Here is a 24,826-nt window from a genome sequence, read left to right on the forward strand (position 1 = left end):
CCCGCCTCGCCCCCCGCCCCCTCATTCCCGCCTGACCTGCCCATGTCGCACTCCCACGCCCATTGCCACCACGCGCCCGGTGAATCCTGTTCGGGCGACCACGGCCACGCTGCCGGCCCGCAGCTGGTGCCACCACCGTTGTCGCTGTACGTGCACCTGCCCTGGTGCGTGCGCAAGTGCCCGTACTGCGATTTCAACTCGCACGCGGGCAAGGGCGCGCTGCCGTTCGATGCCTACATCGACGCGCTGATCCGCGACCTGGACCAGGACCTGCCACTGGTCTGGGGCCGGGTGGTCAGCAGCGTGTTCTTCGGCGGCGGCACGCCCAGCCTGTTCCCGCCCGAAGCGATCGATCGTTTCCTGCAGGAGGCCAGCGCACGGCTGCGTTTCGCGCCGAACCTGGAAGTGACGCTGGAGACCAACCCCGGCACCGCCGAGCACGGCCGCTTCGACCGCTACCGCGCGGCCGGCGTGAACCGCATCAGCTTCGGCATCCAGACCTTCAACGATGACGCGCTCAAACGCCTGGGCCGCATCCACGACAGCAACGAGGCCGAACGCGCGGTGAAGCTGGCCCAGGACGCCGGCTACACCAACTTCAACATCGACCTGATGTACGCGCTGCCGGAGCAGACACTGGCCCAGGCCGAGCATGACCTGGAGCGCGCCTTCGCGCTGGACCCCACGCACATCTCGCACTACCAGCTGACGCTGGAGCCGAACACGGTGTTCTTCGCCCGGCCGCCGCAGGGCATCCCCGACGAGGACAGTGCCTGGGACATCCAGGAGCACTGCCAGGCACTGCTGGCCCAGGCCGGCTACGGCCAGTACGAGGTCAGCGCCTATGTCCGGCCCGGCTACCAGTGCGCGCACAACCTCAACTACTGGCGCTTCGGCGACTATCTGGGCATCGGTGCCGGTGCACACGGCAAGATCAGCTCCGGCGCCGGGCAGCACGTGCTGCGCCGCTGGAAGCACAAGCATCCGCAGGCCTTCATGGACAGCGCCGGCACCCCGGCCAGCATCGGCGGTGACGACATGATCAGCCCCGAGCGGCTGCCGTTCGAGTACATGCTCAACCTGCTGCGCCTGCACGAAGGCTTCACCCTGCGCGATTTCACGTCCCGCACCGGGCTGCCCGCCGCCGCGCTGCAACCTGCGCTGGCCATCGCCGGCGACCGCGGCTGGCTGGCGATGGAGGGCGACCGCCTGCTCCCGACCGAGCTGGGCCGGCGTTTCACCAACGACGTGGTGGAGCTGTTCCTGCCCTGATCGTAAGAACCAAAGTGGCGAAGCTGTCACCAAAATGATAGAAAGCGCGGTCTAACGGGGGCAGAACACACCACGATGTCAGGGACCGCATCCAGTTCGTCCAGTCAGGCGCCTGCCCGGATCGCAGACGCGCCGGTCCCCGCCCGCGTCCGCCAGTTGCTCGAAGCCGTCTGGCAGGCCGCCGACGACGTCCTGCGCACGCCCCTGCAGCTGTGCATGGTGGAGCTGGAACGTGCGCTGTTCCAGCATGCCGAGAAGGCCCGCAACAGCCAGATCCAGTCGGACATCTACGCCCAGATGCGCACGCTGCGCGAGCAGGCCCCGCAGTTCCCGGGCCTGTTCCTGGATGCCCTGGCCGGGCAGCTGGCCAGCTTCAGGGATGCCCCGCAACCGATCGGCAACACCCAGGCCACGGCGTTCAAGACCATGACCCTGGTCGAGGACACCGACATCGACCGCGACATCGTGCTGCACGAGATGGCCCGCCGCGAAGGGACCCGCGGCATCACCGCCCTGCAGCTGCTCGGGCAGCGCTTCGCGGTGCTCGCCGCGCAACCGGCCTTCGACATCGAGCGGCTGCCCACCGGCCCGTATGCGCTGTGCCGCGCCCTGCGCGAGGCCGGCGAGCGGCTGCAGCTCAACCTGGAAAGCCAGTTGGCGCTGTACCAGGTGTTCGAACGCCAGGTCATGGACCGCCATACCGAGCTGGCCGACCGCCTCAACATCCTGTTCGCGCGCGAAGGCGTGCTGCCCGGGCTGGTCTACCGCCCGTACCTGGTCCGCCCCTCCGCGCCGCGCGGCAACGCCCCCGCCGGCAGGGACACCGGCAACGGCCTGGGCCCGGGCAGCCGTTCGGCCGGACAGGGCCCGCTGACCAGCTGGCAGGGCCAGGCCCCGGCGGCCTCCTGGGCCAGCAGCCTGTCGCAGGAACTGCAGCTGCCGGGCGGCCTCGCCGGTGCCGCCGCCGGCGCTGCCACGGCGCCTGCGGTTTCCGGGGGGGGCACTGGTGGCGGCTCCGATGCCGCCGCTCCGGCCGGCAACCCGGTGCTGTCGGGCCTGCACAACCTGCTGGATGCCGCCCGCCATGGCGTGGCCGGCGGCGCGGCCGGTTCCGCCAGCGCGGCGCCATCGGCCCTGGCGACCGGCGGCAGTACCGAGGGCTCCCATGCCGTGGCCGTGCCGAGCAGCGCCGTGATGGACCTGCTTGGCAAGCTGCAGAGCGCCGCAGCCGGCAACCGCCGCAGCATCGGCGACATCCACGGCGCGCTGCTGTCACAGATCAAGGCCGAACACGGCCCGACCGCGGCACTGTCCTCGCAGGACACCGACACGCTGGACCTGCTGGGCATGCTGTTCACCCAGATCCAGCGCGAGGTGCGCAGCGACGGCCCGGCCACCGGCCTGCTCACCCAGTTGCAGGTGCCGCTGCTGCGCGCGGCCATCAGCGACGCCAGCTTCTTCCAGCGCGACCAGCACCCCGCGCGCGAGCTGCTCAATGCCGTGGCCGAGTCCGGCGCGGTGTGGCTCAGCGACGACGACAGCGACCCGGTACTGCTGCAGAAGCTCAACGAATCGGTCGCCACGGTGGTCAATGACTACCAGGGCGACGAAACCGTCTTCACCGAGGCCAACGAGCGCATCCAGACCCACCTTCGCGCCGCCGCCCGGCGCGCCGAGGTCACCGAGCGCCGGCAGGTCGAGGCCGCGCGCGGCAAGGAGCGGCTGGAGGCCGCCAAGCAGCTGGCCAGCCGCACCATCGAGGACGTCTGCGCCAACAGCAACCCGCCCAAGTTCGTGCAGACCCTGTTGCGCAAGGCATGGTCGGACGTATTGACCCTCACCCTGCTGCGCCAGGGCGAGCAGTCGGAGGAATGGAAGCAGCGCGAGCAGTCCACGCGCCGCATCAGCGAGATCACCGCGCTGAAGTCCGGCACCCCGGACATCACCTTCGGCGACGAAATCGAGCAGTCGCTGCAGCAGGTCGGCTACCACCGCGACGAGGCCGGTGCGATTGCCCGCCGCCTGTCCTCGCCCGGCGGCGAGGACGACATCACCTCCAAGACCGAGCTGACCGCCAAGCTCAAGGCGCGCTCGCGCCTGGGCGAGGCCGGCGACCGTGACGAGGACGAGGAGCGCCGGCGCAAGGAACAGCCCGAGCGCACCCCGGCCGAGGAAACCCATTACCGGCAGCTGCGCACCCTGCCCTTCGGCACCTGGTTCGAGTTCGTGGTCAACCAGCAGGGTGACAGCCGCCGCCAGCGCCTGTCCTGGTACAGCCTGATCACCGACAACGCCCTGTTCGTGAACCAGCGCGGCCAGAAGATCGCTGAGCTCTCGCTCGATGCGATGGCCCGGCTGATGGCCAAGGGCCAGTTGCGCATGGTCACCGAGGACCGCGGCCGCCTGATCGACCGCGCCTGGCAGGCCACCCTGCGTACCCTGCGTTCGCTGGCCGGCAAGGCCCCTGCCGCTGCGGAGGAAAACGCATGATCACCGAAACCCGCCGCGCTCCCCGCATGCCGGTGCCGGACCTGGTGCCGGTCCGCGACATGATGACCGACGGCGTGATCGGCCGGCTCAGCAACATCTCCGAAAGCGGCATGCTGCTGATCGCCTCCGGCCCGCTGCAGGACGACGCGCTCTACCAGCTGCAGTTCACCATTCCCGACGGCCGCGGCGGCCAGCACCAGATCGATGCCGGCGTGCACCTGCTCTGGCGCGAGCCGGCGCACGCCCCGGAACAATCCTGGGCCGGTTTCCGCTTCCTGACCATGGACAAGGCCCAGCGCGAACAGCTGGTGCACTGGATCGAAAGCAACCTGCCGAAGGCCTGAGTGACGAAAACGGCACAGCAGCCGTGGACCGATTGCGGCAGAATCGTGGCCCCGCATCACGTCATCCAAGCGAGCCACCGCGATGAACCAGCACGATCCCGCCGCCCTGTATTCCGACCATCTGGGCGTGCTCATGCGCCGCGCCGATGAGGCACTGGCGCGCGGCGGCTTCGATCACCTGGTCGTCCCCAGCGGCACCCTGCACTACCAGGCCTTCGACGACCGCGACTACCCGTACGCGGTGAACCCGTTGTTCAAGACCTGGCTGCCGCAGACCCGGCTGCCCTGCAGCTGGCTGGTGTACACCCCCGGCAAGCGGCCGACGCTGGTGTTCTACCAGCCCTTCGACTATTGGCACGTGGTCCCGGACGCCCCCAGCGGCTGGTGGGTCGAGCACTTCGACATCCACATCATCCGCAAGCCGGAGGACGCGCTGCCGCTGCTGCCCAGGGACCCGGCCCGTTGCGCGATCATCGGTGAAGCGCAGAGCGCGCTGGGCGGCTTCGTGCCGAACAACCCGGAAGCGGTGATCCATTACCTGGACTGGTACCGCGCCTACAAGACCCCCTACGAAGTCGCGCTGATGCGCCAGGCCCAGGTGCTTGCCGTGCGCGGCCACAAGGCCGCCGAGGCCGCGTTCCGCGCCGGCGCCAGCGAATTCGGCATCCACATGGCCTACTGCAGTGCGGTCGGCCAGGACAGCAACGAACTGCCCTACGGCAACATCGTCGCGCTCAATGAGCATGCCGCGGTGCTGCACTACACCGAGCTGGGCCGCGTCGCCCCGCAGCCGCTGCGCAGCTTCCTGATCGATGCCGGCGCCTCCGCGCATGGCTACGCCAGTGACATCACCCGCACCTACGCCGCCGCCGGTCATGACGAATTCCAGGCCTTGATCGATGCCGTCGACACCGCGCAGCGGAAGATGTGCGCGGCCGTGCGCAACGGCTTCGACTACAAGCAGCTGCATGTGGATGCACACCTGTCGCTGATGGGCATCCTGAAGGACTTCGGCGTCATCAACGTCTCCCCGGAAGCCGCACTGGCCACCGGCGTCAGCGCCGCCTTCTTCCCGCATGGCATCGGCCACCTGATCGGCGCCCAGGTACATGACGTGGCCGGTTTCGCCGCCGGCGACCACGGCGGCCGCGTCGAGCGTCCGGCCGGCCACCCTTACCTGCGCATGACCCGTGTGCTGGCGCCGGGCATGGTGGTGACCATCGAGCCGGGGCTGTACTTCATCGACATGCTGCTGGACGAGGTGAAGCAGGCCGGCAACGCGGCCAGCGTGAACTGGGAGCGCGTGGACTTCTTCCGCCCCTACGGCGGCATCCGCATCGAGGACGAGGTGCTGTGCACCGAGGGCGAGGCCGACAACCTGACCCGCCCGGTGTTCGCCGCCGCCTGATCGGTCACGGCAGCGATGCCGTCCGCCGCAGGAACAGGAAGCGCCGCGATCGCGGCGCTTCCTTTTTCACCTGAACGAGGCGCCGACGTCTGCCCGCACGTTCGATGACGGGGCGCGCCAGGCAGGCCCGCCGCCAACCCTCACTCGCGTCCCACGCCCAGCAGCCACAGGTAACTTGCCGCCGACCAGCTGAAGTTGCGCGCCTGGTAGCCCTTGCCGGTGGTCGGGTCGTAGTTCTCGTACATCGGCGCCTGCGCATCCAGCCCCTCGGCATTCAACAGCAGGCGTGCGGTCAGCTGGTCGGCCTCGCGCACGTGGCCATGGCGGCGCAGGGCTTCGACCCCGAATCGCGCCTGGTCCAGCCACAGCGGCCCGCGCCAGTAGCCCTTGATCGGCGAGAAGCGCGGATCATCGGCCGCCAGCGTGGGCAGCGGCATCGGCGTGGCGAAGCGCTTCGGATCCAGCATCGTGGCGATCACCCCACGCGCCTGTGCATCACTGGCCAGCCCCGCCCACAACGGCGTCCAGCCCTCCGAGCCGAACACCCGGATATGCGCACCACTGCCCAGTCGCGCATCGAAGAACCAGCCCGCCTCGGCATCGTGGAAGCGCGCACCGATGCGCTGCTTCATCGCCTCGGCATCACGCAGCCAGGCATCGCGTTCGTCCAGCTTGCCCAGCACGCCGGCCAATGCCGCCAGGTCCAGCTTCTCGCGGTAGAGATAGGCGTTGAGGTCGACCGACTCCTGATCCAGCGACCAGGCGTTCTCGCCATTGCGCAGCATCTTCGCGTCATCGAAGCGCACCGCGTTGTCCATGCCGCTTTCCCACGCGGCGGCCAGGCGGGTGCCGTCGGTGGCACCGAATTCAGCCAGGCCGTTGTGGTCGTGGTCGCGCTCGGCGAACCACCAATGGTGATAGCCCACCAGCTTGTCGTACATCTCGGCGACGAAACCGGCATCGCCGGTGGCACGGTGGATTTCCAGCGTCGCCCAGGCAGCCAGCGGCGGCTTGGTGTTGCGCCAGTTGTTCTCCTTCGCATCGAGGTAGACGCTGTCGGCGACCATGCCGTTGGCGGCCTGGTAGTCGAACATCGCGCGCATCTGGTCGCGCGCCAGGTCCGGCGCGAAATGGGCCAGCGCGACCGCGTGCTTCCACGAATCCCATGCCCAGAAACCGTTGAAGTAATCGGCCGAGTAGGAGGGAATCACCCCGTCGTGGCGCAGATCGCCGCGCGCCGCGCGCCAGTTGCCGATCAGGGTCTGCACGGCCTTCAGCGCGATGCGCTGCGCGGTCGCATCCGGCACGCCCGGCACGTGGCTGGGCTTGATCGCCTGCAGGTAGCCGTTCCAGCGCGCGCGGTTGCGTGACCAGGCGGCATCGGCGTCGACCTCGACGGCCGGTCCCGGCCCTGCCGACAACTGCTGTTCCAGCACCAGCACCAGTGGCTTCGCTGCCTCCAGCTGCACCGGCTGGCTCGACGCGAAGACGACCTGGTTGCGCGCCTGCCGTGGCAGCAGTTGCACCACGTCCTGGTGCAGGCGGGTCAGCACGGTCTCGGCGCTGCCGGCGAACGTCTGCGTCACCGCACCGGAATGCAGCACGAGCCGATCCCCCGGCGCCAGCATCGCTTCGTTCTCCACCGCCACGTCCAACGCGCGCGAGGTCGACGATTCCAGCTCGATGCGCACCAGCGCGCGCTGCGCATCGGCGAAGAACAGGGTCTGCCGCAGTTGCAGGCCCTGGCCCTGAAAATGGCGCTGCAGGTAGCCCGGCCCGGCATGGCTGCCGACTTCGCGCAGCGCGATCACCTCGCTGCCTCCGGGCGGGGCCAGCGTCACCTGCGCGAGCCGCCGTCCCGCCCAGCGCCCGGCACCGATGCTGTGCACGAAGGGCCCGGAGAAACCACTGCCGGCGTCGCGGGCAAGCGGCAGGCTGTAACCATGCCAGGCGCCGGCATCGAAGAAGATGTTGAAGCCGCGATCGGTTTCACTGGCCGGCGTGCCATGCATGTCCAGCACATCGACGGCGGCATCGGCCACCGGCGATGCCGCAACGGCTGGCCCGGAAAGTGCAAGGATCAATGCCGCGGCCCGCAGCCGGCGCAGGTGTGTGGTGGCACTCATCGGTTGTCCCCCGTGGATCGAACCGGGGAGTCTAAGCGTTCGGCCATGCAGGCGGCAGCGACGGCTTGCGCAACTTCGCAGGGCCAGGCTCCCCATGGCCCTGGCGCGGCCTCAACGTCGTGCCATGAACGCTTCGATCTCCTCGGCGCTGCGCTCCAGCGCGCCGGTCAGCACGTGGTGCCCCGCTGCGGTGATCAGCACATCGTCCTCGATGCGGATGCCGATGCCGCGCCAGCGCGGCTCCACGTCGCGATCGTCCGGCGAGATGTACAGGCCCGGCTCGATCGTGAACACCATGCCCGGTTCCAGCAGGCGCGACTCGCCGGCCACCCGGTAGTCGCCCACGTCGTGCACGTCCAGCCCCAGCCAGTGCCCGGTCTTGTGCCGGTAGAAGCGCTGGTAATGGCGCTCGATGATGTTCTCTTCCAGGTCGCCCTTGAGCAGTCCCAGCCGCAGCAGCCCCTCGGTCAGCACCTCCACCGCGGCCAGGTGGCCTTCCTCGTAGGCGATGCCCGGCCGCGCCTGCTCCAGCGCCGCCGCCTGCGCGGACAGCACCAGCTCGTGCAGCAGGCGCTGCTCCGTGCTGAAGCGGCCGTTGACCGGGAACGTGCGGGTGATGTCGCTGGCGTAACCGCGGAACTCGGCGCCGGCGTCGATCAGCACCAGGTCGCCCTCGCGGCTGCCGCCGTTGTTGTCGCGGTAGTGCAGCACGCAGCCGTTGGCACCGGCACCGACGATGCTGTTGTACGCCGGCCACGCATCACTGGCGCGGAACTCGCGTTCCAGCTCGGCCTGCAGCTCGTACTCGTGGATGCCCGGGCGGGCGACGCGCATCGCGGCACGGTGGGCCCGCACGCTGATGTCCGCCGCAGTCTGCATCAACGCGATCTCGTCGTCGGACTTGTACAGGCGTTGCTCGTGCAGCAGGTGGCCCAGTTCCAGGAATTCGTGCGGCGGCTGCGCGCCGTGCCGCACCTGCGAGCGCACCCGGTTCACCCAGCCGATCAGCTTCAGGTCGAAGTCCGCGTCGCGGCCAAAGTGGTAGTACACCCGCGAACGGCCTTCCAGCAGGCCCGGCAGGATTTCGTCCAGGTCCTCGATGGGATAGGCGTCGTCCATCCCGTAGCGCGATACCGCGCCGTCCTGGCCGGCACGCGGGCCGTCCCACGCTTCGCGGTCCGGGTCGCGCTCGCGGCAGAACAGGATGCTCTCGCCGTGGCGACGCCCCGGGATCAGCACCAGCACCGCCTCCGGCTCCTGGAACCCGCTCAGATACCAGAAGTCCGAATCCTGCCGGTACGGATAGAACGTATCGTGGCTGCGCACGCGCTCGGGGGCGGCGGGCAGCACCAGGATGGCGTCATCGCCGGCCGCTTCCATCAGCTGGCGACGGCGGCGGGCGTACTCGGCGGGGGTGATCCCGGACAGGCGCTTCATGCCGCTCCTCAGTTCAGGCGCTGGCGGTGCCGCGAGCCCATCACGCAGTCGCCGTGCAGCAGCAACGCCGCCACGCGCACGAACTCCTCGATCTCGGCCAGCGCGTCCTCGTCCTCGTCGGCGCTGTCGAACTGGTCACTGGAGGACTGCGCCAGGCGTGCCAGGTCCTGCAGGGCCTCTTCACCTTCCTCGCTCAGCGCCGGGCGCTTGCCCGAGGCCAGGCCAAAACCGCCCAGGAACGCACGGCACCATTCGAACAGGGCATCGGTGCGCACCTGCAGCGGGGCCGAGGCGTCGGCCAGGACCAGCTCGAAGGCGAAGTCGCGGTCTTCCAGCTGCGCCACGGTGGCCTGTCGCACCCGGTCCAGCACGCTGCCCGGCTCCGGTGCCGGCAGGTTGTCGTCGGCCAGCACCTTGGCCGGCCAGTTGGGCAGGTCATCACCGCCGGCGGCAAGCCAGCCGGCCAGCGCGCCATGGAGTTCGGCCGGGGAAGCACCCAGGCCCAGCGACTGGCTGGCCTGGAGGATGTCGTTGACGACAGGAAGATCGGTCATGTCACGGGTCTGTAAAGCGGGAAAAGGATCGCCACCACGCCGTGCGCGGCAGCGGCTGCACAGTGTAGCAACCACGCGGTGTTGCCCTCCTTGACCGGCCCCTGCCTGCATGCCTATCGTGCCGACCATGGATGCCTTCGATCCCGCCGGCCAACTGGTCGCCCTCGCCGCCCGCCTCGAGCTGCTGCTCGAGCGCAACCAGCGGCTGGCCGACGAGAACCGCAGCCTGCGCCAGCAGCAGGAGCAGCTGATCGCCGAGCGCTCGCAGTTGCTGACCAAGAACGAACAGGCCCGCTCGCGGGTGGAAGCCATGATCACCCGCCTCAAGTCGCTGGAGCAGCACACGTGAGCCAGAACGAGCCGGTCAGCGTCCGCCTCCTTGACCGTGAGTACACCGTCGGCGTGGAGCCGGACGAACGCGACAGCCTTGCCGCCGCCGCGCGCATGCTCGACCAGAAGATGCGCGAGATCCGCGGCAGCAACCGCATGGCGGCGGTCGACCGCGTGGCGGTGCTGGCCGCGCTCAACCTGGCCCATGAACTGCAGCAGGTGCGCGACGAGCAGGCCGCCCAGCAGCAGCGTTTCCAAAGCGCGCTGAACGATCTGAACCGGCGCCTGGACATCGCCATCGACAACGCCCGTTGAACAGTCTGAGCGGGTAAGCCAGATGAACTCGCCGGACGGGCAAAAAGACTGCCCCCGCGCACGCAACCCCGCTATACTGGCCCCGCGTTCTCTGCTGTGAACGACGGCGTGTGCAAACATTCGCCTTGTCCCTTAATGACGACCACGGGGGCGCGACGGAGCCGGGTGTGCAAGTCCGCCTTGTAGCGGGAAGCCCGATGGCCCCCCAACGCTCCCACTTGAACCCCGGGTTCAAGGTCGTTTCGCACGCATCGTCACCGCGGAGAATGCAATATTCCAGAACGGCGCCCAATGGGCGCCGTTCTTTTTTGTCCTTCTTCCACCGGGAGAAGGTGCCCGGAGGGCGGATGAGGGTGCGGGAAAAACCCGGTGAGAACAGGCTGCACGAGACTGCGCCCGTGCCCTCTCCCCAACCCCTCTCCCGCCTGCGGGAGAGGGGCTTTGCAGCCGGATTCCGATACCCTGTGTCGATGACTGACGATCCTCGCCAACGGCTGCGCCAACAGCTGCGCCAGCGCCGCCGTGATATTCCCGCCGCCGACCGCATCGCCGCCGCCGAAGCCCTGGCCGCGCACCTGCTTGCCCTGCCCTTTGCCCACGCCAGCGGCCATGTCGCCGGCTACTGGGCGATGGATGGGGAAATCGCGCTGCACCGCTGGCAGATGCAGTTGCCGCCGCAGCAGACCTACTGCCTGCCGGTACTGCACGGCAAACGGCTGCGCTTCGCGCCGTGGCGGCCCGGGCAGCCACTGGTCAGCAACCGCTATGGCATTCCCGAGCCCGCCGTGGACCCTTCCACGGCGCTGCACCCGGAAGAAATGGCGCTGGTCGTTGCGCCGCTGGTGGGCTTTGATCCTCACGGCCGGCGGCTGGGGATGGGGGGCGGCTGGTATGATCGCAGCTTCGCATTCCGGCAGCGCCAGGCCGCGCCGCCGTGGTTGGTCGGGGTTGGTTTTTCCGCCCAGCAGGTGCCGTCGCTGCCGGTCGAGGACTGGGACGTGGCGGTCGATGCGATCTGTACCGAGCAGGCCACTCTCTACCCGGAACCGTTGAACGCATGACCGCCCGCAAGCGCTACTGGCTGATGAAGTCCGAACCGGACGCCTTTTCCATCGATGACCTGCAGCGCGTGGGCACCGAACCGTGGAATGGCGTGCGCAACTACCAGGCGCGCAACTTCATGCGCGATGGGATGAAGGTCGGTGACGGCATCCTGTTCTACCACTCCAATACCAAGGTGCCGGGCATCGTCGGCCTGGCCACGGTGGCCAGCGAGGCCTACCCGGACGACACCCAGTTCGACCCCAAATCCGATTACCACGACCCCAAGAGCACGCGCGAAGAACCGCGCTGGATGCTGGTGGACGTGGCCTTCGAGCGCAAGCTGGCGCAGGTGATCGCGCTGGACGAGATCAAGCTGCATGCCGACGAACTGGGCGAAGGCTTCCCGCTGACCGCCAAGGGCAACCGGCTGTCGGTGTTCCCGGTCACCGCCGCGCAGTGGAAGCGCCTGCTGTCGCTGGAAAAGAAATCAAGCTGACCCCGTAGGAGCGGCCTCGGCCGCGAAGCATGCGCTGTTCCCGCTGCGGGCATGCATGCAAGCGTTGGCGACACCGGCTTCGCGGGCAAGCCCGCTCCTACCCGCTCCACGCATTCCTCCAACTCCATCGAGTCCCACCATGTCCGAAGCCAAGCGCCTGGCCGCCGAAAAAGCCATCGAGTACGTCCAGAAGGGAATGATCGTCGGTGTCGGTACCGGCTCCACCGTCGCCTACTTCATCGAGGCACTGGCCCGCATCAAGGACCAGATCGAAGGCGCGGTATCCAGCTCGGACCAGAGCACCGCCCTGCTCAAGGGCCACGGCATCGAGGTGCTGGACCTGAACCACACCGGCGGCCTGTCGCTGTACGTGGACGGCGCCGACGAGTGCGACGGCAACAAGAACCTGATCAAGGGCGGCGGCGCCGCGCTGACCCGCGAGAAGATCATCGCCGAGGCCAGCAAGCAGTTCGTCTGCATCGTCGACCCGAGCAAGCAGGTCAAGGTGCTGGGCAAGTTCCCGCTGCCGGTGGAAGTGATCCCGATGGCACGCAGCCTGGTCGCCCGCGAGATCATGGCCCTGACCGGCGGCCAGCCGGTGTGGCGCGACGGTGTGGTCACCGACAACGGCAACCTGATCCTGGACATCCACAACCTGTCCATCACCGATCCGGTCAAGCTGGAACAGCAGCTCAACCAGATCCCGGGCGTGGTCACCGTGGGCCTGTTCGCGCGCCGCCCGGCCGACGTGGTGATCGTCGGCGGCGAACCGCCGCAGGTACTTTGACCTGATGCGGGGCCCGGGGACAGGCCACGGCCGTCCCTCGCCCCGCACCGCCCCCCACTCCTTCCCGACAGAGCCTTCCATGTCCCTACTGCGCTCCCTGTTGCTGCTCTCCCTGCTGACCCTCGCCGGCTGCGCCAGCGCCGATGGCAAGCATTGGGTGGAACTGGCCGGTACCCGTTACCAGGTGGAACTGGCCCAGAACGATGAAACCCGCGCCCGCGGCCTGATGTTCCGCGACCAGATGGATACCGGCAGCGGCATGCTGTTCATCCATGACTTCGAGGAACCGCAGGCGTACTGGATGAAGAACACCCGCATCCCGCTGGACATCCTGTACTTCGACAGCCAGCGCCGCCTGGTCAGCCAGCAGCGCGACGTGCCGCCGTGCTCGGCCGGCGACATGTGCCCGCCCTACCCCAGCTTCAAGCCGGCCCGCTACGTGCTGGAGCTGAATGCAGGCCAAGCCGCCCGGTTGAAGCTGGAGGATGGCGCCGAGCTGACCTTCGGCCCGGGCATCCCCAAGGCGGATTGAACCGTCCCGGCGCCCGGCCTTGAACCGGCCGGGCTTTGCCCGCAGTCTTGGGGCATGTCTGATACACGCATCACCCTTCCGCACTGGGACGAGCTGGCCACCTTGGCCGACGACGCCCTGCCACTGCTGCCGACCGCGCTGCTGATTGCCCGCGACGAGTATCCCGAGCTGGATCCGGCCGCCTACGAGCGCCTGCTGCAGGCCCATGCCGACCACCTGCGCGTGGAGGTGGACGCCACCGGCGAGTGGCCGCTGAAGATCGCCGCCATCAACCACCACCTGTTCAACGAGGTGGGCTACAGCGGCAACAACGACGAGTACTACGACCCGCGCAACAGCTACCTCAACGAGGTGTTCGAGCGGCGCCTGGGCAACCCGATCTCCTTGGCGATGGTGCAGATCGAGGTCGCGCGCCGGCTGGGCCTGCCGCTGGAAGGCATTTCCTTCCCCGGCCATTTCCTGGTGCGGCTGCCGGTGGATGACGGCGTGCTGATCATGGACCCGTTCAACGGCGGTCGCCCGCTCGGCGTGGATGAACTGCGCGAGCGGGCGCGTACCAACCTGGGCGGGCAGGCACCGGACGACAGCGTGCTGGCGCAGATCCTGGACCCGGCCCCGCACCGCGCGATCCTGATGCGCATGCTGCGCAACCTGTATGGCGTGTACGCCGAGCGCCGGGAATGGGACCGCGCCGCGCGCAGTGCCGACCGCGTCCTCAAGCTGGCCCCCGAACAGGCCGATGCGGTACGCGACCGTGGCCTGGCCTACCTGCAGCTGGAACATCTGGCCGGCGCCCGCGCCGACCTGGCGCGCTACCTGAAGATGGAACCGGAGGCCAGTGACGCGGCCAGCATCCGCGACCGCCTGGTCGCGCTGGGCGGCGAGCGCCCCAAACTGCACTGATCCCGCAGGAGCGGCCTCGGCCGCGAAGCCGGTACCGCCCGGAGCTGCAAGCAACGCCAACCCTCCCGAGGAGGTTACCTGCCCACCCGCAGGCCCGCGCCTGCCGTCACCGGAGCCACCGCCGGCTCCGCGGCCAAGGTCGCTCCTGCCGGAGCTCAGTCCAGCTCGACCATCTCGAAGTCGTCCTTGGTCACGCCGCAGTCCGGGCAGGTCCATGTGTCGGGCACGTCCTCCCAGCGCGTGCCCGGGGCGATGCCCTCTTCCGGCAGCCCATCGGCCTCGCGGTAGATGAAACCGCAGACGACGCACATCCAGTTGCGGAAGGTGGAGGCCGTGGCATCTGACATCGGGGATAATCACTGCAATGAGAAACGGCGTTGATTGTCACACTCCCGCCGCCGTACCGGTAGCCATCATGTCCCCAGCTTCTCCCGCCGCCCGCGGCGTGTACCTGATCACCCCCGACGAAACCGACAGCGCGCGCCTGCGCGCGCGCGTGCAGCCACTGCTGGCCGGCACCACCTGGCTGCAGTACCGCAACAAGGCGGTGGATGCCCCGACCCGACTGGCCCAGGCCACGGCATTGCAGGCGCTGTGCAGCGCGGCCGGGGTGCCGCTGATCATCAACGACGATGCGGCGCTGGCGCAGCAGGTAGGTGCCGCCGGCGTGCACCTGGGCGAGGACGATGGCGACATCGCCGCGGCCCGCGCCCTGCTCGGGCCGCAGGCCATCATCGGCGCCTCCTGCTACGACGAACTGGCCCTGGCCGAACGTGCCGCGCAGGCCGGGGCCAGCTACGTCGCCTTCGGCGCGTTCTTCCCCAGCCGCAGCAAGACCACCTCCCGCCGCGCCAGCACCGACCTGCTGCGACAAAGCGCCGCACTGGGCGTGCCGCGGGTGGCGATCGGTGGGCTGACCCCGGACAATGCAGGGCCCGTTGTCGAAGCCGGTGCGGACCTGCTCGCGATCATCAGCGGCGTGTTCGCCGAGGATGATCCGGTGGCTGCGTTGCAGGCGTACCGGCGCTGTTTCCACACTGATTGAATTCACCTGACAGCTGAAAGGCACGGCTTTTCCCTTCTCCCGTCGGCGGGAGAAGGTGCCCCGAAGGGGCGGATGAGGGGAGTTTTTTGCGTTTGTTCGCTGGAAGCCCCCCTCACCCCAACCCCTCTCCCGCAAGCGGGAGAGGGGCTTTGAATCCGCGCGCTTCAACGCTGTTGCAACCTTACAGAGGAGTTACCCATGAACCACGCCCAATCCCACGCCCTGTTCGCGCGCGCCCAGACGCTGCTGCCAGGTGGTGTCAATTCACCGGTGCGCGCGTTCAAGTCGGTCGGCGGTGAGCCATTCTTCGTGGAGCGTGCCGACGGCGCCTACCTGCATGACGTCGATGGCAACCGCTACATCGACTACGTCGGCTCGTGGGGCCCGATGATCGTCGGCCACAACCATCCGGCCGTGCGCCAGGCGGTGAAGAAGGCGATCGACAACGGGCTGTCGTTCGGCGCGCCGTGTGCGGCCGAAGTGACCATGGCCGAGACCATCACCGCGCTGGTGCCGTCGTGCGAGATGGTGCGCATGGTCAACTCCGGCACCGAAGCCACCTTGTCGGCCATTCGACTGGCGCGTGGCGCCACCGGCCGCAACAAGATCGTGAAGTTCGAGGGCTGCTACCACGGCCATGGCGATTCGTTCCTGGTCAAGGCCGGCAGCGGCATGCTGACCCTGGGCGTGCCGACCTCACCGGGCGTGCCGGCCGGCTTGAGCGAACTCACCCTCACCCTGCCCTACAACAATTTCGAGGCCGCCACCGCATTGTTCGAGCAGCAGGGCAACGACATCGCCGGCCTGATCATCGAACCGGTGGTCGGCAACGCCAACTGCATCCCGCCGCGCGATGGCTACCTGCAGCACCTGCGCGCACTGTGTACGCAGCACGGCGCGCTGCTGATCTTCGACGAAGTGATGACCGGCTTCCGTGTCGCTCTGGGCGGTGCGCAGGCGCATTACGGCATCACCCCGGACCTGACCACCTTCGGCAAGATCATCGGCGGCGGCATGCCGGTGGGCGCGTATGGCGGACGTCGCGAATTGTTGTCGCAGATCGCACCGGCCGGCCCGATCTACCAGGCCGGCACGCTCAGCGGCAATCCGGTGGCGATGGCCGCCGGGCTGGCGATGCTGCAGCTGATCCAGGAACCCGGATTCCATGACCGTCTCACTGCGGCCACCGCCAAGCTGTGCGATGGGCTGGAAGCGGCTGCGCGCGATGCCGGTGTTTCGGTCACCAGCAATCGCGTCGGCGCGATGTTCGGCCTGTTCTTCACCGATGAGAAGGTGGAAACGTATGCGCAGGCCACTGCCTGCGATATCCCGGCGTTCAACCGCTTCTTCCACGCGATGCTGGAGCGTGGTGTGTTCCTGGCACCGTCGGCGTACGAAGCCGGCTTCCTGTCCAGCGCGCACGATGATGCGGTGATCGAAGCCACGCTGGTTGCAGCGCGCGAGGCGTTCAAGGTGGTGGCGGCGGGCTGATCCTGCGGCACGATCTGTAGATAGAGAAACGAAAGCCCTCCCTCATCCGCCCTTCGGGCACCTTCTCCCGTAGACGGGAGAAGGGATGGGGTCAGCGTGAGCGCCAGGGATGCTGCACGATTTCAGTTCGCGATAGACCAAGCCCTTCTCCCGCACGCGGGAGAAGGTGCCCGCAGGGCGGATGAGGGCCGCTCCACGTGTGCTGCTACCACAGCCCGCTCAGCCGAAAATGAGCTTGCCCTTCATCAGTCCCCAATGCCCCGGGAACGAGCAGAAGAAGGTGTAGTCGCCACCGCGCGTCAGTTTGCTGGTCGCAAAGCGCACCCGGGTGGTCTGGCCACCACCGATGACCGGCGTGAACGCGATCACCCGTGCATCGTTCTTCGGCAGGTAGCTGTCGGCCAACGTCGCACGCATGCCGGCCGTGGCCACCGGCTGGAAGTCCGGCGTACGGGTCAGCACCCAGTTGTGGCCCATCGCCGTGGCGCCCAGCTTGCCGGTGTGGCGCAGGGTCAGGTCGACCTGGGTGCAATCGGCGGCAACACGGATTTCCGGCAACGAGAACTGCATGCGGTCATTGCCCTCGATGGTCACCGCACAGGTGCGGGCCATGGCGGGTGCGGCGGGCAACAGGACCGCAAGGGCCAACAGCATGGAAAATCGCTTCAAGCACAACTCCGTGAATACGTGGGTTGCGGTGATTCTAGGCAAGCTGCGCGGATGGCACCTGCGACGGGATGTCGCAGGGATGCAGGAACCAGCGCGCGCGTCGATACTTCCCCTCCATCCTGCCTGCCCCTGCCTTGATGCCTGCTCCCCATGCACTGCTGCTCGACTTCGATGGCCTGCTGGCCGACTACGACCACCGTCGGTTCCTGCAGGTGCTGGCAACCGCCGCGGGCGTCGAATCACCGCAACTGGATGCCGTGCTGCGCGGACAATCGTTGGAACTTGCCCATGCCCGCGGTGCATTGGCCGGCGGGGCATTGCTGGAGGCGCTGAACGATGCACTGGGCAGCACGCTGCAGGCCAAGGACTGGCTGGCCGCACGCCGAGCGGCGAGCACGCCGCGGCGTGACTGCATTGCCCTGCTCGGTCGCATTCCGGGCCACGTGCGCGTTGCGGTCCTGACCAACAATGGCGCGCTGACGTTGCCGCTCATCGCGCAACTGCTGCCGGACATCCAGGTGCTGGGCAGCGCCCAGCTAGGTATGCGCAAGCCTGATCCCGCCGCCTATCAAGCCGCCTGCGAGATGCTCGGCTGCCCACCGTCGCGCACGTTGTTCGTGGATCACCTGTTCCGCAACGTGCAGGGCGCGCGTGCGGCAGGCCTGCTGGCCGATACCGCCTATCACGCGCAGTCGTTGCGGCGGCTGTTGCGGCGGCATCACCTGCTGGACTGATCCCACGACGCAAGAGCGCCTTCAGGCGCGAAGCCGGCGATGCTCCACCGGCAGGAGAACTCGGCTACCGGAGGGGGCTACCAGCTTCGCGGCCGAGGCCGCTTCTCCCGGTGGCATGGATGCCGCGGCTTGCCCGGGGCATCCAGGATCAACGCCGGCCGTGTTCAGCCGCGCGAAGCAACGTAGGCCGCAATCGCCTCACGCACGCGCTTGAGGCCTTCGGCGACTTCCTCGTCGGTGATGTTCAACGCCGGCACGAAGCGCAGCACGCTGGTGCCGGCCTGCAGGATCAGCACCTGCTTCTCGGCGGCAAGGTCCAGCAGCGCGCCGATGTCGGCCACGTACTCGGGCTTGAGCACCGCGCCGATCATCAGGCCCATGCCGCGCACCTGCTCGAACACGCCGAATTCTTCGCCGATGGCCTCCAGCCCGGCCTTCAGCGCGGCTGACTGGCGCACTACGTTGGCCTTGATCTCGTCGGAGGACAGCTTGCGCAACGCCACACGGGCGACCGCCGCAGCCAGCGGGTTGCCGCCGAAGGTGCTGCCGTGTGCGCCCACGCCCATCACCTCGGCCACCTTCGGGCCAGCCAGCATCGCGCCGACCGGGAAGCCACAGCCCAGCGCCTTGGCCAGGGTGACGATGTCAGGGGTGACGCCCCAGTTCCAATGCGCGAACAGTTCACCGGTGCGGCCCATGCCGACCTGGATCTCGTCCAGCACCAGCAGTGCGTCGTGCTGGTCGCACAGCTCGCGGGCGCGGCGCATGAACTCGGCGCTGGCCGGCATCACGCCGCCTTCGCCCTGCACCGGCTCGAACATCACCGCGGCCACGTCGCCGCCGGCCATCGCCGCTTCCAGCGCGGCCACGTCGTTGAAGTCCACGTAACGGAAGCCGCCGGGCAGCGGCTCATAGCCTTCCTGGTACTTGGGCTGGGCGGTGGCGGTCACCGTGGCCAGGGTGCGGCCATGGAAGCTGCCACGGAAAGTGACGATGAAGCGCTTGTCCGGCGCACGGCCCTGCGCGGTGGCCCACTTGCGCACCAGCTTGATCGCCACTTCGTTGGCCTCGGCGCCGGAGTTGCACAGGAACACGCGCTTGGCGAAACGCGAGGCCTCCACCAGCTCCTGCGCCAGGTGCAGCGGCGGCTCGCTGTAGAACATGTTGCTGGTGTGCCAGAGCTTGTCGGCCTGCGCGAACAGGGCCGCCTTCAGGTCGGCGTCGTTGTGGCCCAGGCTGCACACCGCGATGCCGGCCGCCAGGTCGATGAACTCCCGCCCCTGCGTATCCCAGACCCGCGCGCCCTGGCCACGCTCCAGCACCAGCTGGCGCGGACGGTAGACCGGAAGGTAGTAGTTGGACAGGGACAACAGCGGTTCAGCGGCGGCAGTCATGGCGTTCCGGAGGGGTGGGTGTGAAAGCCGCATTGTCCCCCATTCCACGGGCTGCGGCACAATGTACGGATGCGCCTGTTTTCTGCCCCCCAACTGAACCCCGCCAGCGAGTCCGGCTGGCGCCGCCGCTGGTTCGACATCATCCACCGCACCGACACCCCGCCTTCGCGCCGGTTCGACCTGCTGCTGGTCTGGGCCATCCTGGCCAGCGTACTGGTGGTGATGGTCGACAGCGTGCAACGCATCCACGTGGCCTGGGCCAGCTGGTTCTACGTGGTCGAGTGGGGGTTCACCGTGCTGTTCACCGCCGAATACGTGCTGCGTCTGCTGGTGGTGCGGCGGCCGCTGCGCTATGCGTTCAGCATCTGGGGGATCATCGACCTGCTGGCGATCCTGCCCTCGTACATCTCCTTCTTCGTGCCCGGCGCGCAGAGCCTGCTGGTGGTGCGCGTGCTGCGCCTGCTGCGGGTGTTCCGCATCCTCAAGCTGACCCGCTACATCGAGGAAAGCGGCGTGCTGATGCTGGCGTTGTGGCGCAGCCGGCGCAAGATCCTGCTGTTCCTGTCGATGGTGGTCACCATCGCGATCATCGCCGGCGCCCTGATGTACGTGATCGAGGGGCCAGCCTACGGCTTCAGCAACATCCCGACCAGCATGTACTGGGCGGTGGTGACGATGGCAACGGTGGGTTTCGGCGACATCGTCCCGCACACCACGCTCGGTCGCTTCATCACCTCGGCGTTGATCCTGGTCGGCTACAGCATCCTGGCCGTGCCGACCGGCATCTACACCGCCGAACTGGCCGGCACCATGCTGCGCGAGCGTCGCCAGGACACCCGCGGCTGCGTGGTCTGCGGCCATGAGGGCCACGAGGCCAAGGCCCACTACTGCAACCGCTGCGGGCATGAGCTGCCCGAGCCGCTGGAGCCCTGAGCGCCTACCGTGCTTCACGGCCGAGGCCGCGCCTGCGGGGTTGCTCAGTCGAGGAACAGGTCCGGCAACAGCGGCCTGGACGGGTCCACCGCATAGCCGGACAGGTCGGTGACACCGGCCTCGGCCAGCACTTCATCGTCGATCAGGAACTTCCCGCTCAAGCCGGCCGCCGGGCGGGTCAGCACCGCGTGCGCGGCATCGGCCAGGATCTCCGGGCGGCGGCAGCCGGCCGGGTCCACGCCGGGAATCATGTTGATCGCGTCGGTGGCGATGATGGTGCGCGGCCACAGTGCGTTGACCGCCACGCCCTGCGGGCCGAACTCACCGGCCAGGCCCAGGGTAACGAAGCTCATGCCCATCTTGGCCAGCGTGTAGCCGGTATGCGGCGCCCACCACTTCGGGTCCAGGCTCGGCGGCGGCGCAAGCGTCAGGATATGCGGGTTCGGGGCCTTGAGCAGGTGCGGCAGGCAGGCCTGCGCGCACAGGAAACTGCCGCGTGCGTTGACCTGCTGCATCAGATCGAAGCGCTTCATCGGCGTGTCCAACGCACCGCGCAGCCAGATCGCCGAGGCGTTGTTGACGAGGATGTCGATGCCACCAAAGGCATCCACGGTGGCGGCCACCGCCGCGTTGACCTGGTCCTCCTCGCGGATGTCGCACTTCAGCGCCAGCCCCTGGCCACCGGCGGCAGTCACCGCCTCGGCGGCGCTGTGGATGGTGCCCGGCAGCTTGGGGTTGGGCACCGCCGACTTGGCGGCGATGGCCACGTTGGCACCGTCGCGCGCAGCACGCAGTGCAATGGCCAGGCCGATGCCCCGCGAGGCGCCGGTGATGAAAAGGGTCTTGCCTTGCAGGCTGCTCATGCGCACTCCAACGGGTAGGAAACCTCCCGCATTATGCCGGTGCATCACGCCTGCGGTTCGACACTTTGCGTTCATGCACCATGCCGATACTGGTGCGGCATTCTCCCCCGAGATCCAATGATGAAAACGCTGTACCGCACCACCCCGCTGCTGCTCGTGCTCGCCCTTGCCGCCTGCCAGAACCGGCAATCGGCCGGCGAAGTCCCGCCGGTGGTGCACGATGTCACCGCACACACCACCGGGCTGGGCAGCACCGGTGGCAAGCTGGACGCCAGCGCGGTGTGGAATGGGTCGCTTGATGCCTGCCGCAACGCTGCAACCGCCAGCGATACCTGCCTGATCGACACCCTGCGCGCGGGCGGCGCCTCGGCCGCCGCACTCACCGCCGCTCGTAATCTGGCCGCGCAGGACAACCCGGGATATGTCAGCGCCTGGCAGAGCGTGGAAGGCGTGGGCGTGGCGACGCTGGAGTTCCCGTTCCGCGCCAACACCAACGAAGGCACCTGGCTGGTTGACGCCAGCGGCCGGACCGTCGACGTGGACCGGGACGTGCTGGACGACAACACCCGCAGCCTGCCTGAATACAAGGCGTTCATCGCCGCGCACCCGGACGCGGTCCCGTTCGCGCCGGCCATCGCCAGCGGCAGCGATGCACTGCCCGACGGCGGCGTGCGCCTGCGTTACCGCACGCCGCTGCGCAGCTGCCACGCCTGTGCCGACGAGGGCATGCTGACCATCGGCTACGACTTCGACGCCAAGCGGAATTTCAGGGGCAGGCAGTTGGTCGAGCTGCGCTGAGCCCCTTCCGGGCACCGGTGCCGGCCACGCCGGCCGGTGCCCCGTCCCGCGCTGCGGATCAAGGCTTTGGTCCCTGCCCTTCGTTGTCTTCCCAGTGCAGGATGCGCCGGGTGACGAAGCGGTACACCGGCTTGCCGGTGGCGAACCACAGTTCGCGCACCCAGGAATGGCGCTTGAGCAGCCGCCGCTCCACCGGCGTCAACGCCGCGCCGCAATACATTCGCTTGTGCTTGAGCAGGTGGCGCAGGTCTTCGCGGGCCAGCAGCCGCATCCAGCGCGAGCGCGGGTTGCCGCAGACCGCCAGCTGGAAATCAATCAACGCCGGCGAACCATCCTCGCGCACCAGCCAGTTGGCCTCCTTGGCCAGGTCGTTGTGGGCGATGCCCTGGCGGTGCACGCGCTGCAGCAAGCGCCGCGCGGCGCGGAAGTAGGCCAGGTCACCTCGGGGCGGGCGCTGGTACATGGCCGCTCCCTCCATGTAGCTGCGGTCCAGCCAGCGGCCGTCCCAGCCGAGCAGGCGCGGCGTGGCCTCCATGCCATCCAGCCTGGCCAACGCCCGCGCCTCGCGCCGGGCCAGCCACCAGGCCGGCAGGCGCAGCCACGGCGGCGTGGCCCCGAGGTCACGGCGGACAAAGCGGCCGTGCTCCCCGTCGACCAGCAGGATACGGCCGAAACTGTCGGCTTTCAGCGTAATGAAGGTGTCAGGCGAAGAGTCCAGCATGCCCCCATTCTAGTGGCCTGCCGGGCTTTCATTCACCGACACGGCAGGTGAACGGCCCGCCGCCACGCCAATGGAACCTGCAACGGAAGCAGCGGTCTGAACGGGCCCTGCCACTATAATCGCCCGATGAATTCTTCCTGGATCGACGCCACGCTTGCGTGGATCGCCGCTCATCCGGTTTTGGCCGGTGCCGCGATTTTCGCCATCGCCTTCTGTGACTCGGTAATCATCCTCGGCACCATCGTGCCGGCGTTGCCGCTGATGATCGCGGTGGGCGTGCTCATCGGCATGGGCGAGCTGTCCGGACCGTACGCGATCGCCTGCGCCACGCTGGGCGCGTTCGCCGCCGATGGCCTGAGCTACTGGGTCGGCCGTCGCTGGGGCGACCGGCTGCGCGGCGTCTGGCCGGTCAGCCGCTACCCGCAGCTGCTTGACCGCGGCGAGCTGATGTTCCGCCGCAACGCCTTCAAGAGCATCCTGGTGGCGCGCTACGTGGGCGCGATCCGTCCGTTCGTGCCAGCCATCGCCGGCATGGCGAACATGCCCTTCCGCAACTACCTCAAGGCCAGCGGCATCGCCTGCCTGTCCTGGGCGGTGCTGTTCCTGCTGCCCGGCTGGGCGCTGGGCCAGGCCTACGACGCGGTGGCGGCGGTCGCCGGCAGCCTGTTCCTGGTGCTGGCCCTGCTCGGCGCGATGCTGGGCCTGGTCTGGGCCATCGTGCTGTACAGCTACCGCTGGTCGGCCGCGCGCATGGACGGTTGGCTGGCGCGCGTGCTGGCCTGGTCGCAGCGCCACCCGCAGTTGCTGGGCCGTTCGCTGACCGACCTGTTCGACCCCAAGCGGCGTGAATCGGTGCCGCTGGCGATGCTCGCCCTGATGCTGCTGCTGCTCGGCTGGGGCTGGTTCGTGCTGCTGATGGTGGTGGTCGCGCATGGCGAACCACTGGCGCTGGACCTGGCCGTGCACAAGCTGATGCTGGCCCTGCGCAACCCGCTGGCCGACTATCCGATGGCCGCGCTGGCCTCGCTGGGCGACTGGCAGGTACTGCTGCCGGCCATCGGCGCGGCCATGGGCTACTTGGCCTGGCGCCGGCGCTGGATGGCGGTGGTGCATTGGCTGGCGGCGCTGGCCTTCGGCCTGGCCCTGACCAAGCTGCTGGGCGCCACGGTGGACGTGGTCCGCCCGCCCTCGGCCAGCAGTGGCTTCGGCTTCCCGTCGGTGGCGGTGACCATGGCCACGATCACCTTCGGCTTCTTCGCCGTGCTGATCGGCCGTGAGCTGCCCGGCCGCACCCGCGTCTGGCCGTACCTGCTCTCCGGCGTGGTCGTCACCGCGATTGGCTTTGCCCGCATCTACCTGGGCGCACACTGGCTCAGCGACGTCATCGGCGGCATGTTGTTCGGCATCTTCTGGCTGTTGTTGCTGGGCGTGGCCTACCGCCGCCGCTTCAACCGTTCGTTCTGGGTCAAGCCGGTGGCCTGGCTGTTCTACGGCGTGTTCGTGCTCGCCGGCTTCTGGTATGCACCGCGCAACGTGCCGGCCAAACTGGCCAAGTTCGAGCCGGTGGCCGCCGCACCGCAATCGATGGTGTCAACGCATTGGTGGCAGGACGGCTGGCGCGAGCTGCCGGCCCGTCGCAACGAGTTCGATGACGACCAGCGCTGGCCGCTGGACGTGCAGGTCGCCGGCCCATTGGCACCCCTGCAGCAGCAGCTGGAGCGCAAGGGCTGGACCGTGCAGCCGCAGGCCGGCTGGCAGCAGGCGCTGGCGATGCTGGAGCAGAAAGCCTCGCCGCAGGACGTGCCGGTGCTGCCGGCCACCCTGGACAGCAACGTCGAGGCACTGCTGTTGTTGCACCCGGGCACGCGACCGGACGAGGTCTATGCGCTGCGGCTGTGGCCTTCGGCCGTACGCCTGGAGCCGGGGCAAGCCCAGGTCTGGCTGGGCAGCGCGCAGACGCTGCGCTTCCAGCGCCACCTGAAGCTGTTCGGCATGTGGCGCCCCCTGCGCGGCGTGGATCCCGCACTGGATACGCTCAAGCAGTCGCTCGACGGCATGCCCAACCAGCAGCAGGTGCAGCCGGAAACCGGCCTTCCGTTGCTGATGATCCGCAGCCAGGGAACACCCGCGCCGTAACAGC

The 24,826-nt window shown here is 68.5% G+C and carries 25 protein-coding genes and 1 other RNA gene; 18 read left to right on the forward strand and 8 right to left on the reverse strand.

The features are described 5' to 3' along the window. The first annotated feature begins 42 nt into the window (after positions 1-42). From hemW to pepQ, 4 genes are all read left to right on the forward strand, one after another. Complete coding sequence (gene hemW / locus ATCM_RS16015; protein ID WP_132865474.1) at positions 43-1,272, forward strand: radical SAM family heme chaperone HemW; 1,230 nt, start codon at positions 43-45, stop codon at positions 1,270-1,272. A 75-nt stretch (positions 1,273-1,347) separates the two neighbouring features. Further along, a complete protein-coding gene (locus ATCM_RS16020) occupies positions 1,348-3,762 on the forward strand; it encodes a DUF1631 domain-containing protein (RefSeq protein ID WP_132865475.1) in 2,415 nt (804 codons plus the stop codon). Further along, positions 3,759-4,106, forward strand: a complete 348-nt coding sequence (locus ATCM_RS16025) for a PilZ domain-containing protein (protein ID WP_132865476.1) — start codon at positions 3,759-3,761, stop codon at positions 4,104-4,106. Before ATCM_RS16020 ends, ATCM_RS16025 begins: the two co-directional genes overlap by 4 nt. A gap of 82 nt (positions 4,107-4,188) precedes the next feature. Continuing rightward, positions 4,189-5,514, forward strand: a complete 1,326-nt coding sequence (gene pepQ, locus ATCM_RS16030; protein ID WP_132865477.1) for a Xaa-Pro dipeptidase — start codon at positions 4,189-4,191, stop codon at positions 5,512-5,514. 140 nt (positions 5,515-5,654) lie between these two features. Here pepQ and ATCM_RS16035 read toward each other — a convergent pair whose 3' ends face one another. From ATCM_RS16035 to ATCM_RS16045, 3 genes are all read right to left on the reverse strand, one after another. Further along, on the reverse strand, positions 5,655-7,640 hold the full coding sequence (locus tag ATCM_RS16035; protein ID WP_165931203.1) for a trehalase family glycosidase: 1,986 nt from the start codon (positions 7,638-7,640) through the stop codon (positions 5,655-5,657). A gap of 111 nt (positions 7,641-7,751) precedes the next feature. Further along, the gene (pepP, locus tag ATCM_RS16040; protein WP_132865479.1) at positions 7,752-9,077 is read right to left on the reverse strand and encodes a Xaa-Pro aminopeptidase; all 1,326 of its coding nucleotides are present in this window, start codon (positions 9,075-9,077) and stop codon (positions 7,752-7,754) included. 8 nt (positions 9,078-9,085) lie between these two features. Further along, positions 9,086-9,631: a YecA family protein gene (locus tag ATCM_RS16045; protein WP_132865480.1), complete on the reverse strand. Its 546-nt coding sequence runs from the start codon at positions 9,629-9,631 to the stop codon at positions 9,086-9,088. Positions 9,632-9,758: 127 nt separating this feature from the next. On the opposite strand from ATCM_RS16045, the gene ATCM_RS16050 reads away from it, so the two are divergent. The 8 genes from ATCM_RS16050 to ATCM_RS16085 all read left to right on the forward strand — a co-directional run bounded on the left by ATCM_RS16050 (position 9,759) and on the right by ATCM_RS16085 (position 14,038). After that, a complete protein-coding gene (locus ATCM_RS16050) occupies positions 9,759-9,980 on the forward strand; it encodes a TIGR02449 family protein (protein WP_132866209.1) in 222 nt (73 codons plus the stop codon). Beyond that, positions 9,977-10,276 carry a cell division protein ZapA gene (locus tag ATCM_RS16055; protein WP_132865481.1) on the forward strand — a complete coding sequence of 100 codons (300 nt, stop codon included), beginning with the start codon at positions 9,977-9,979 and terminating at the stop codon, positions 10,274-10,276. The genes ATCM_RS16050 and ATCM_RS16055 overlap by 4 nt, the downstream gene beginning before the upstream one ends. A gap of 85 nt (positions 10,277-10,361) precedes the next feature. Then, a non-coding RNA gene (gene ssrS, locus ATCM_RS16060) (6S RNA) lies at positions 10,362-10,546 on the forward strand. Between the two features lie 200 nt (positions 10,547-10,746). Continuing rightward, complete coding sequence (locus ATCM_RS16065) at positions 10,747-11,337, forward strand: 5-formyltetrahydrofolate cyclo-ligase (protein ID WP_132865482.1); 591 nt, start codon at positions 10,747-10,749, stop codon at positions 11,335-11,337. After that, the gene (locus ATCM_RS16070) at positions 11,334-11,816 is read left to right on the forward strand and encodes an EVE domain-containing protein (RefSeq protein WP_132865483.1); all 483 of its coding nucleotides are present in this window, start codon (positions 11,334-11,336) and stop codon (positions 11,814-11,816) included. Before ATCM_RS16065 ends, ATCM_RS16070 begins: the two co-directional genes overlap by 4 nt. A 139-nt stretch (positions 11,817-11,955) precedes the next feature. After that, positions 11,956-12,603, forward strand: a complete 648-nt coding sequence (gene rpiA, locus ATCM_RS16075; RefSeq protein WP_132865484.1) for a ribose-5-phosphate isomerase RpiA — start codon at positions 11,956-11,958, stop codon at positions 12,601-12,603. A 79-nt stretch (positions 12,604-12,682) separates the two neighbouring features. Next, positions 12,683-13,135, forward strand: a complete 453-nt coding sequence (locus ATCM_RS16080) for a DUF192 domain-containing protein (RefSeq protein ID WP_132865485.1) — start codon at positions 12,683-12,685, stop codon at positions 13,133-13,135. Between the two features lie 54 nt (positions 13,136-13,189). Continuing rightward, complete coding sequence (locus ATCM_RS16085; RefSeq protein ID WP_132865486.1) at positions 13,190-14,038, forward strand: SirB1 family protein; 849 nt, start codon at positions 13,190-13,192, stop codon at positions 14,036-14,038. Positions 14,039-14,193: 155 nt separating this feature from the next. Here ATCM_RS16085 and ATCM_RS16090 read toward each other — a convergent pair whose 3' ends face one another. After that, positions 14,194-14,385 (reverse strand): rubredoxin, encoded by a 192-nt coding sequence (locus ATCM_RS16090; RefSeq protein WP_132865487.1) that lies wholly within the window; start codon positions 14,383-14,385, stop codon positions 14,194-14,196. A 68-nt stretch (positions 14,386-14,453) separates the two neighbouring features. Between ATCM_RS16090 and thiE the strand changes: the two genes are divergently transcribed. Both thiE and hemL read left to right on the forward strand, forming a co-directional pair. Further along, positions 14,454-15,083 carry a thiamine phosphate synthase gene (gene thiE / locus ATCM_RS16095; RefSeq protein WP_132865488.1) on the forward strand — a complete coding sequence of 210 codons (630 nt, stop codon included), beginning with the start codon at positions 14,454-14,456 and terminating at the stop codon, positions 15,081-15,083. A gap of 198 nt (positions 15,084-15,281) precedes the next feature. Further along, positions 15,282-16,574: a glutamate-1-semialdehyde 2,1-aminomutase gene (gene hemL / locus ATCM_RS16100; RefSeq protein WP_132865489.1), complete on the forward strand. Its 1,293-nt coding sequence runs from the start codon at positions 15,282-15,284 to the stop codon at positions 16,572-16,574. Positions 16,575-16,793: 219 nt separating this feature from the next. Here the strand turns inward: hemL and azu are convergent, their stop codons facing one another. Then, complete coding sequence (azu, locus tag ATCM_RS16105) at positions 16,794-17,243, reverse strand: azurin (protein ID WP_132865490.1); 450 nt, start codon at positions 17,241-17,243, stop codon at positions 16,794-16,796. A 137-nt stretch (positions 17,244-17,380) separates the two neighbouring features. Here azu and ATCM_RS16110 point away from each other — a divergent pair, with 137 nt between their 5' ends. Then, entirely contained in the window at positions 17,381-17,977 is a 597-nt protein-coding gene (locus tag ATCM_RS16110; protein WP_165931204.1) for an HAD-IA family hydrolase, read from the forward strand. Positions 17,978-18,141: 164 nt separating this feature from the next. Here the strand turns inward: ATCM_RS16110 and ATCM_RS16115 are convergent, their stop codons facing one another. Continuing rightward, positions 18,142-19,371 carry an acetylornithine transaminase gene (locus tag ATCM_RS16115; protein WP_132865492.1) on the reverse strand — a complete coding sequence of 410 codons (1,230 nt, stop codon included), beginning with the start codon at positions 19,369-19,371 and terminating at the stop codon, positions 18,142-18,144. 69 nt (positions 19,372-19,440) lie between these two features. Between ATCM_RS16115 and ATCM_RS16120 the strand changes: the two genes are divergently transcribed. After that, the gene (locus ATCM_RS16120; RefSeq protein ID WP_132865493.1) at positions 19,441-20,304 is read left to right on the forward strand and encodes an ion transporter; all 864 of its coding nucleotides are present in this window, start codon (positions 19,441-19,443) and stop codon (positions 20,302-20,304) included. A 44-nt stretch (positions 20,305-20,348) separates the two neighbouring features. On the opposite strand, the gene ATCM_RS16125 is transcribed toward ATCM_RS16120, so the two are convergent. After that, the gene (locus ATCM_RS16125) at positions 20,349-21,167 is read right to left on the reverse strand and encodes an NAD(P)-dependent oxidoreductase (RefSeq protein WP_132865494.1); all 819 of its coding nucleotides are present in this window, start codon (positions 21,165-21,167) and stop codon (positions 20,349-20,351) included. A gap of 120 nt (positions 21,168-21,287) precedes the next feature. Here ATCM_RS16125 and ATCM_RS16130 point away from each other — a divergent pair, with 120 nt between their 5' ends. After that, positions 21,288-21,965, forward strand: a complete 678-nt coding sequence (locus ATCM_RS16130; RefSeq protein WP_132865495.1) for a hypothetical protein — start codon at positions 21,288-21,290, stop codon at positions 21,963-21,965. A gap of 58 nt (positions 21,966-22,023) precedes the next feature. Here the strand turns inward: ATCM_RS16130 and ATCM_RS16135 are convergent, their stop codons facing one another. Further along, positions 22,024-22,686 (reverse strand): serine/threonine protein kinase, encoded by a 663-nt coding sequence (locus ATCM_RS16135; RefSeq protein ID WP_132865496.1) that lies wholly within the window; start codon positions 22,684-22,686, stop codon positions 22,024-22,026. A gap of 126 nt (positions 22,687-22,812) precedes the next feature. Here ATCM_RS16135 and ATCM_RS16140 point away from each other — a divergent pair, with 126 nt between their 5' ends. Continuing rightward, positions 22,813-24,822 (forward strand): bifunctional DedA family/phosphatase PAP2 family protein, encoded by a 2,010-nt coding sequence (locus tag ATCM_RS16140; protein ID WP_132865497.1) that lies wholly within the window; start codon positions 22,813-22,815, stop codon positions 24,820-24,822. Positions 24,823-24,826 lie beyond the last annotated feature (4 nt).

This window comes from Stenotrophomonas sp. ATCM1_4 (assembly GCF_004348115.1).
Lineage (GTDB): Bacteria > Pseudomonadota > Gammaproteobacteria > Xanthomonadales > Xanthomonadaceae > Stenotrophomonas > Stenotrophomonas capsici.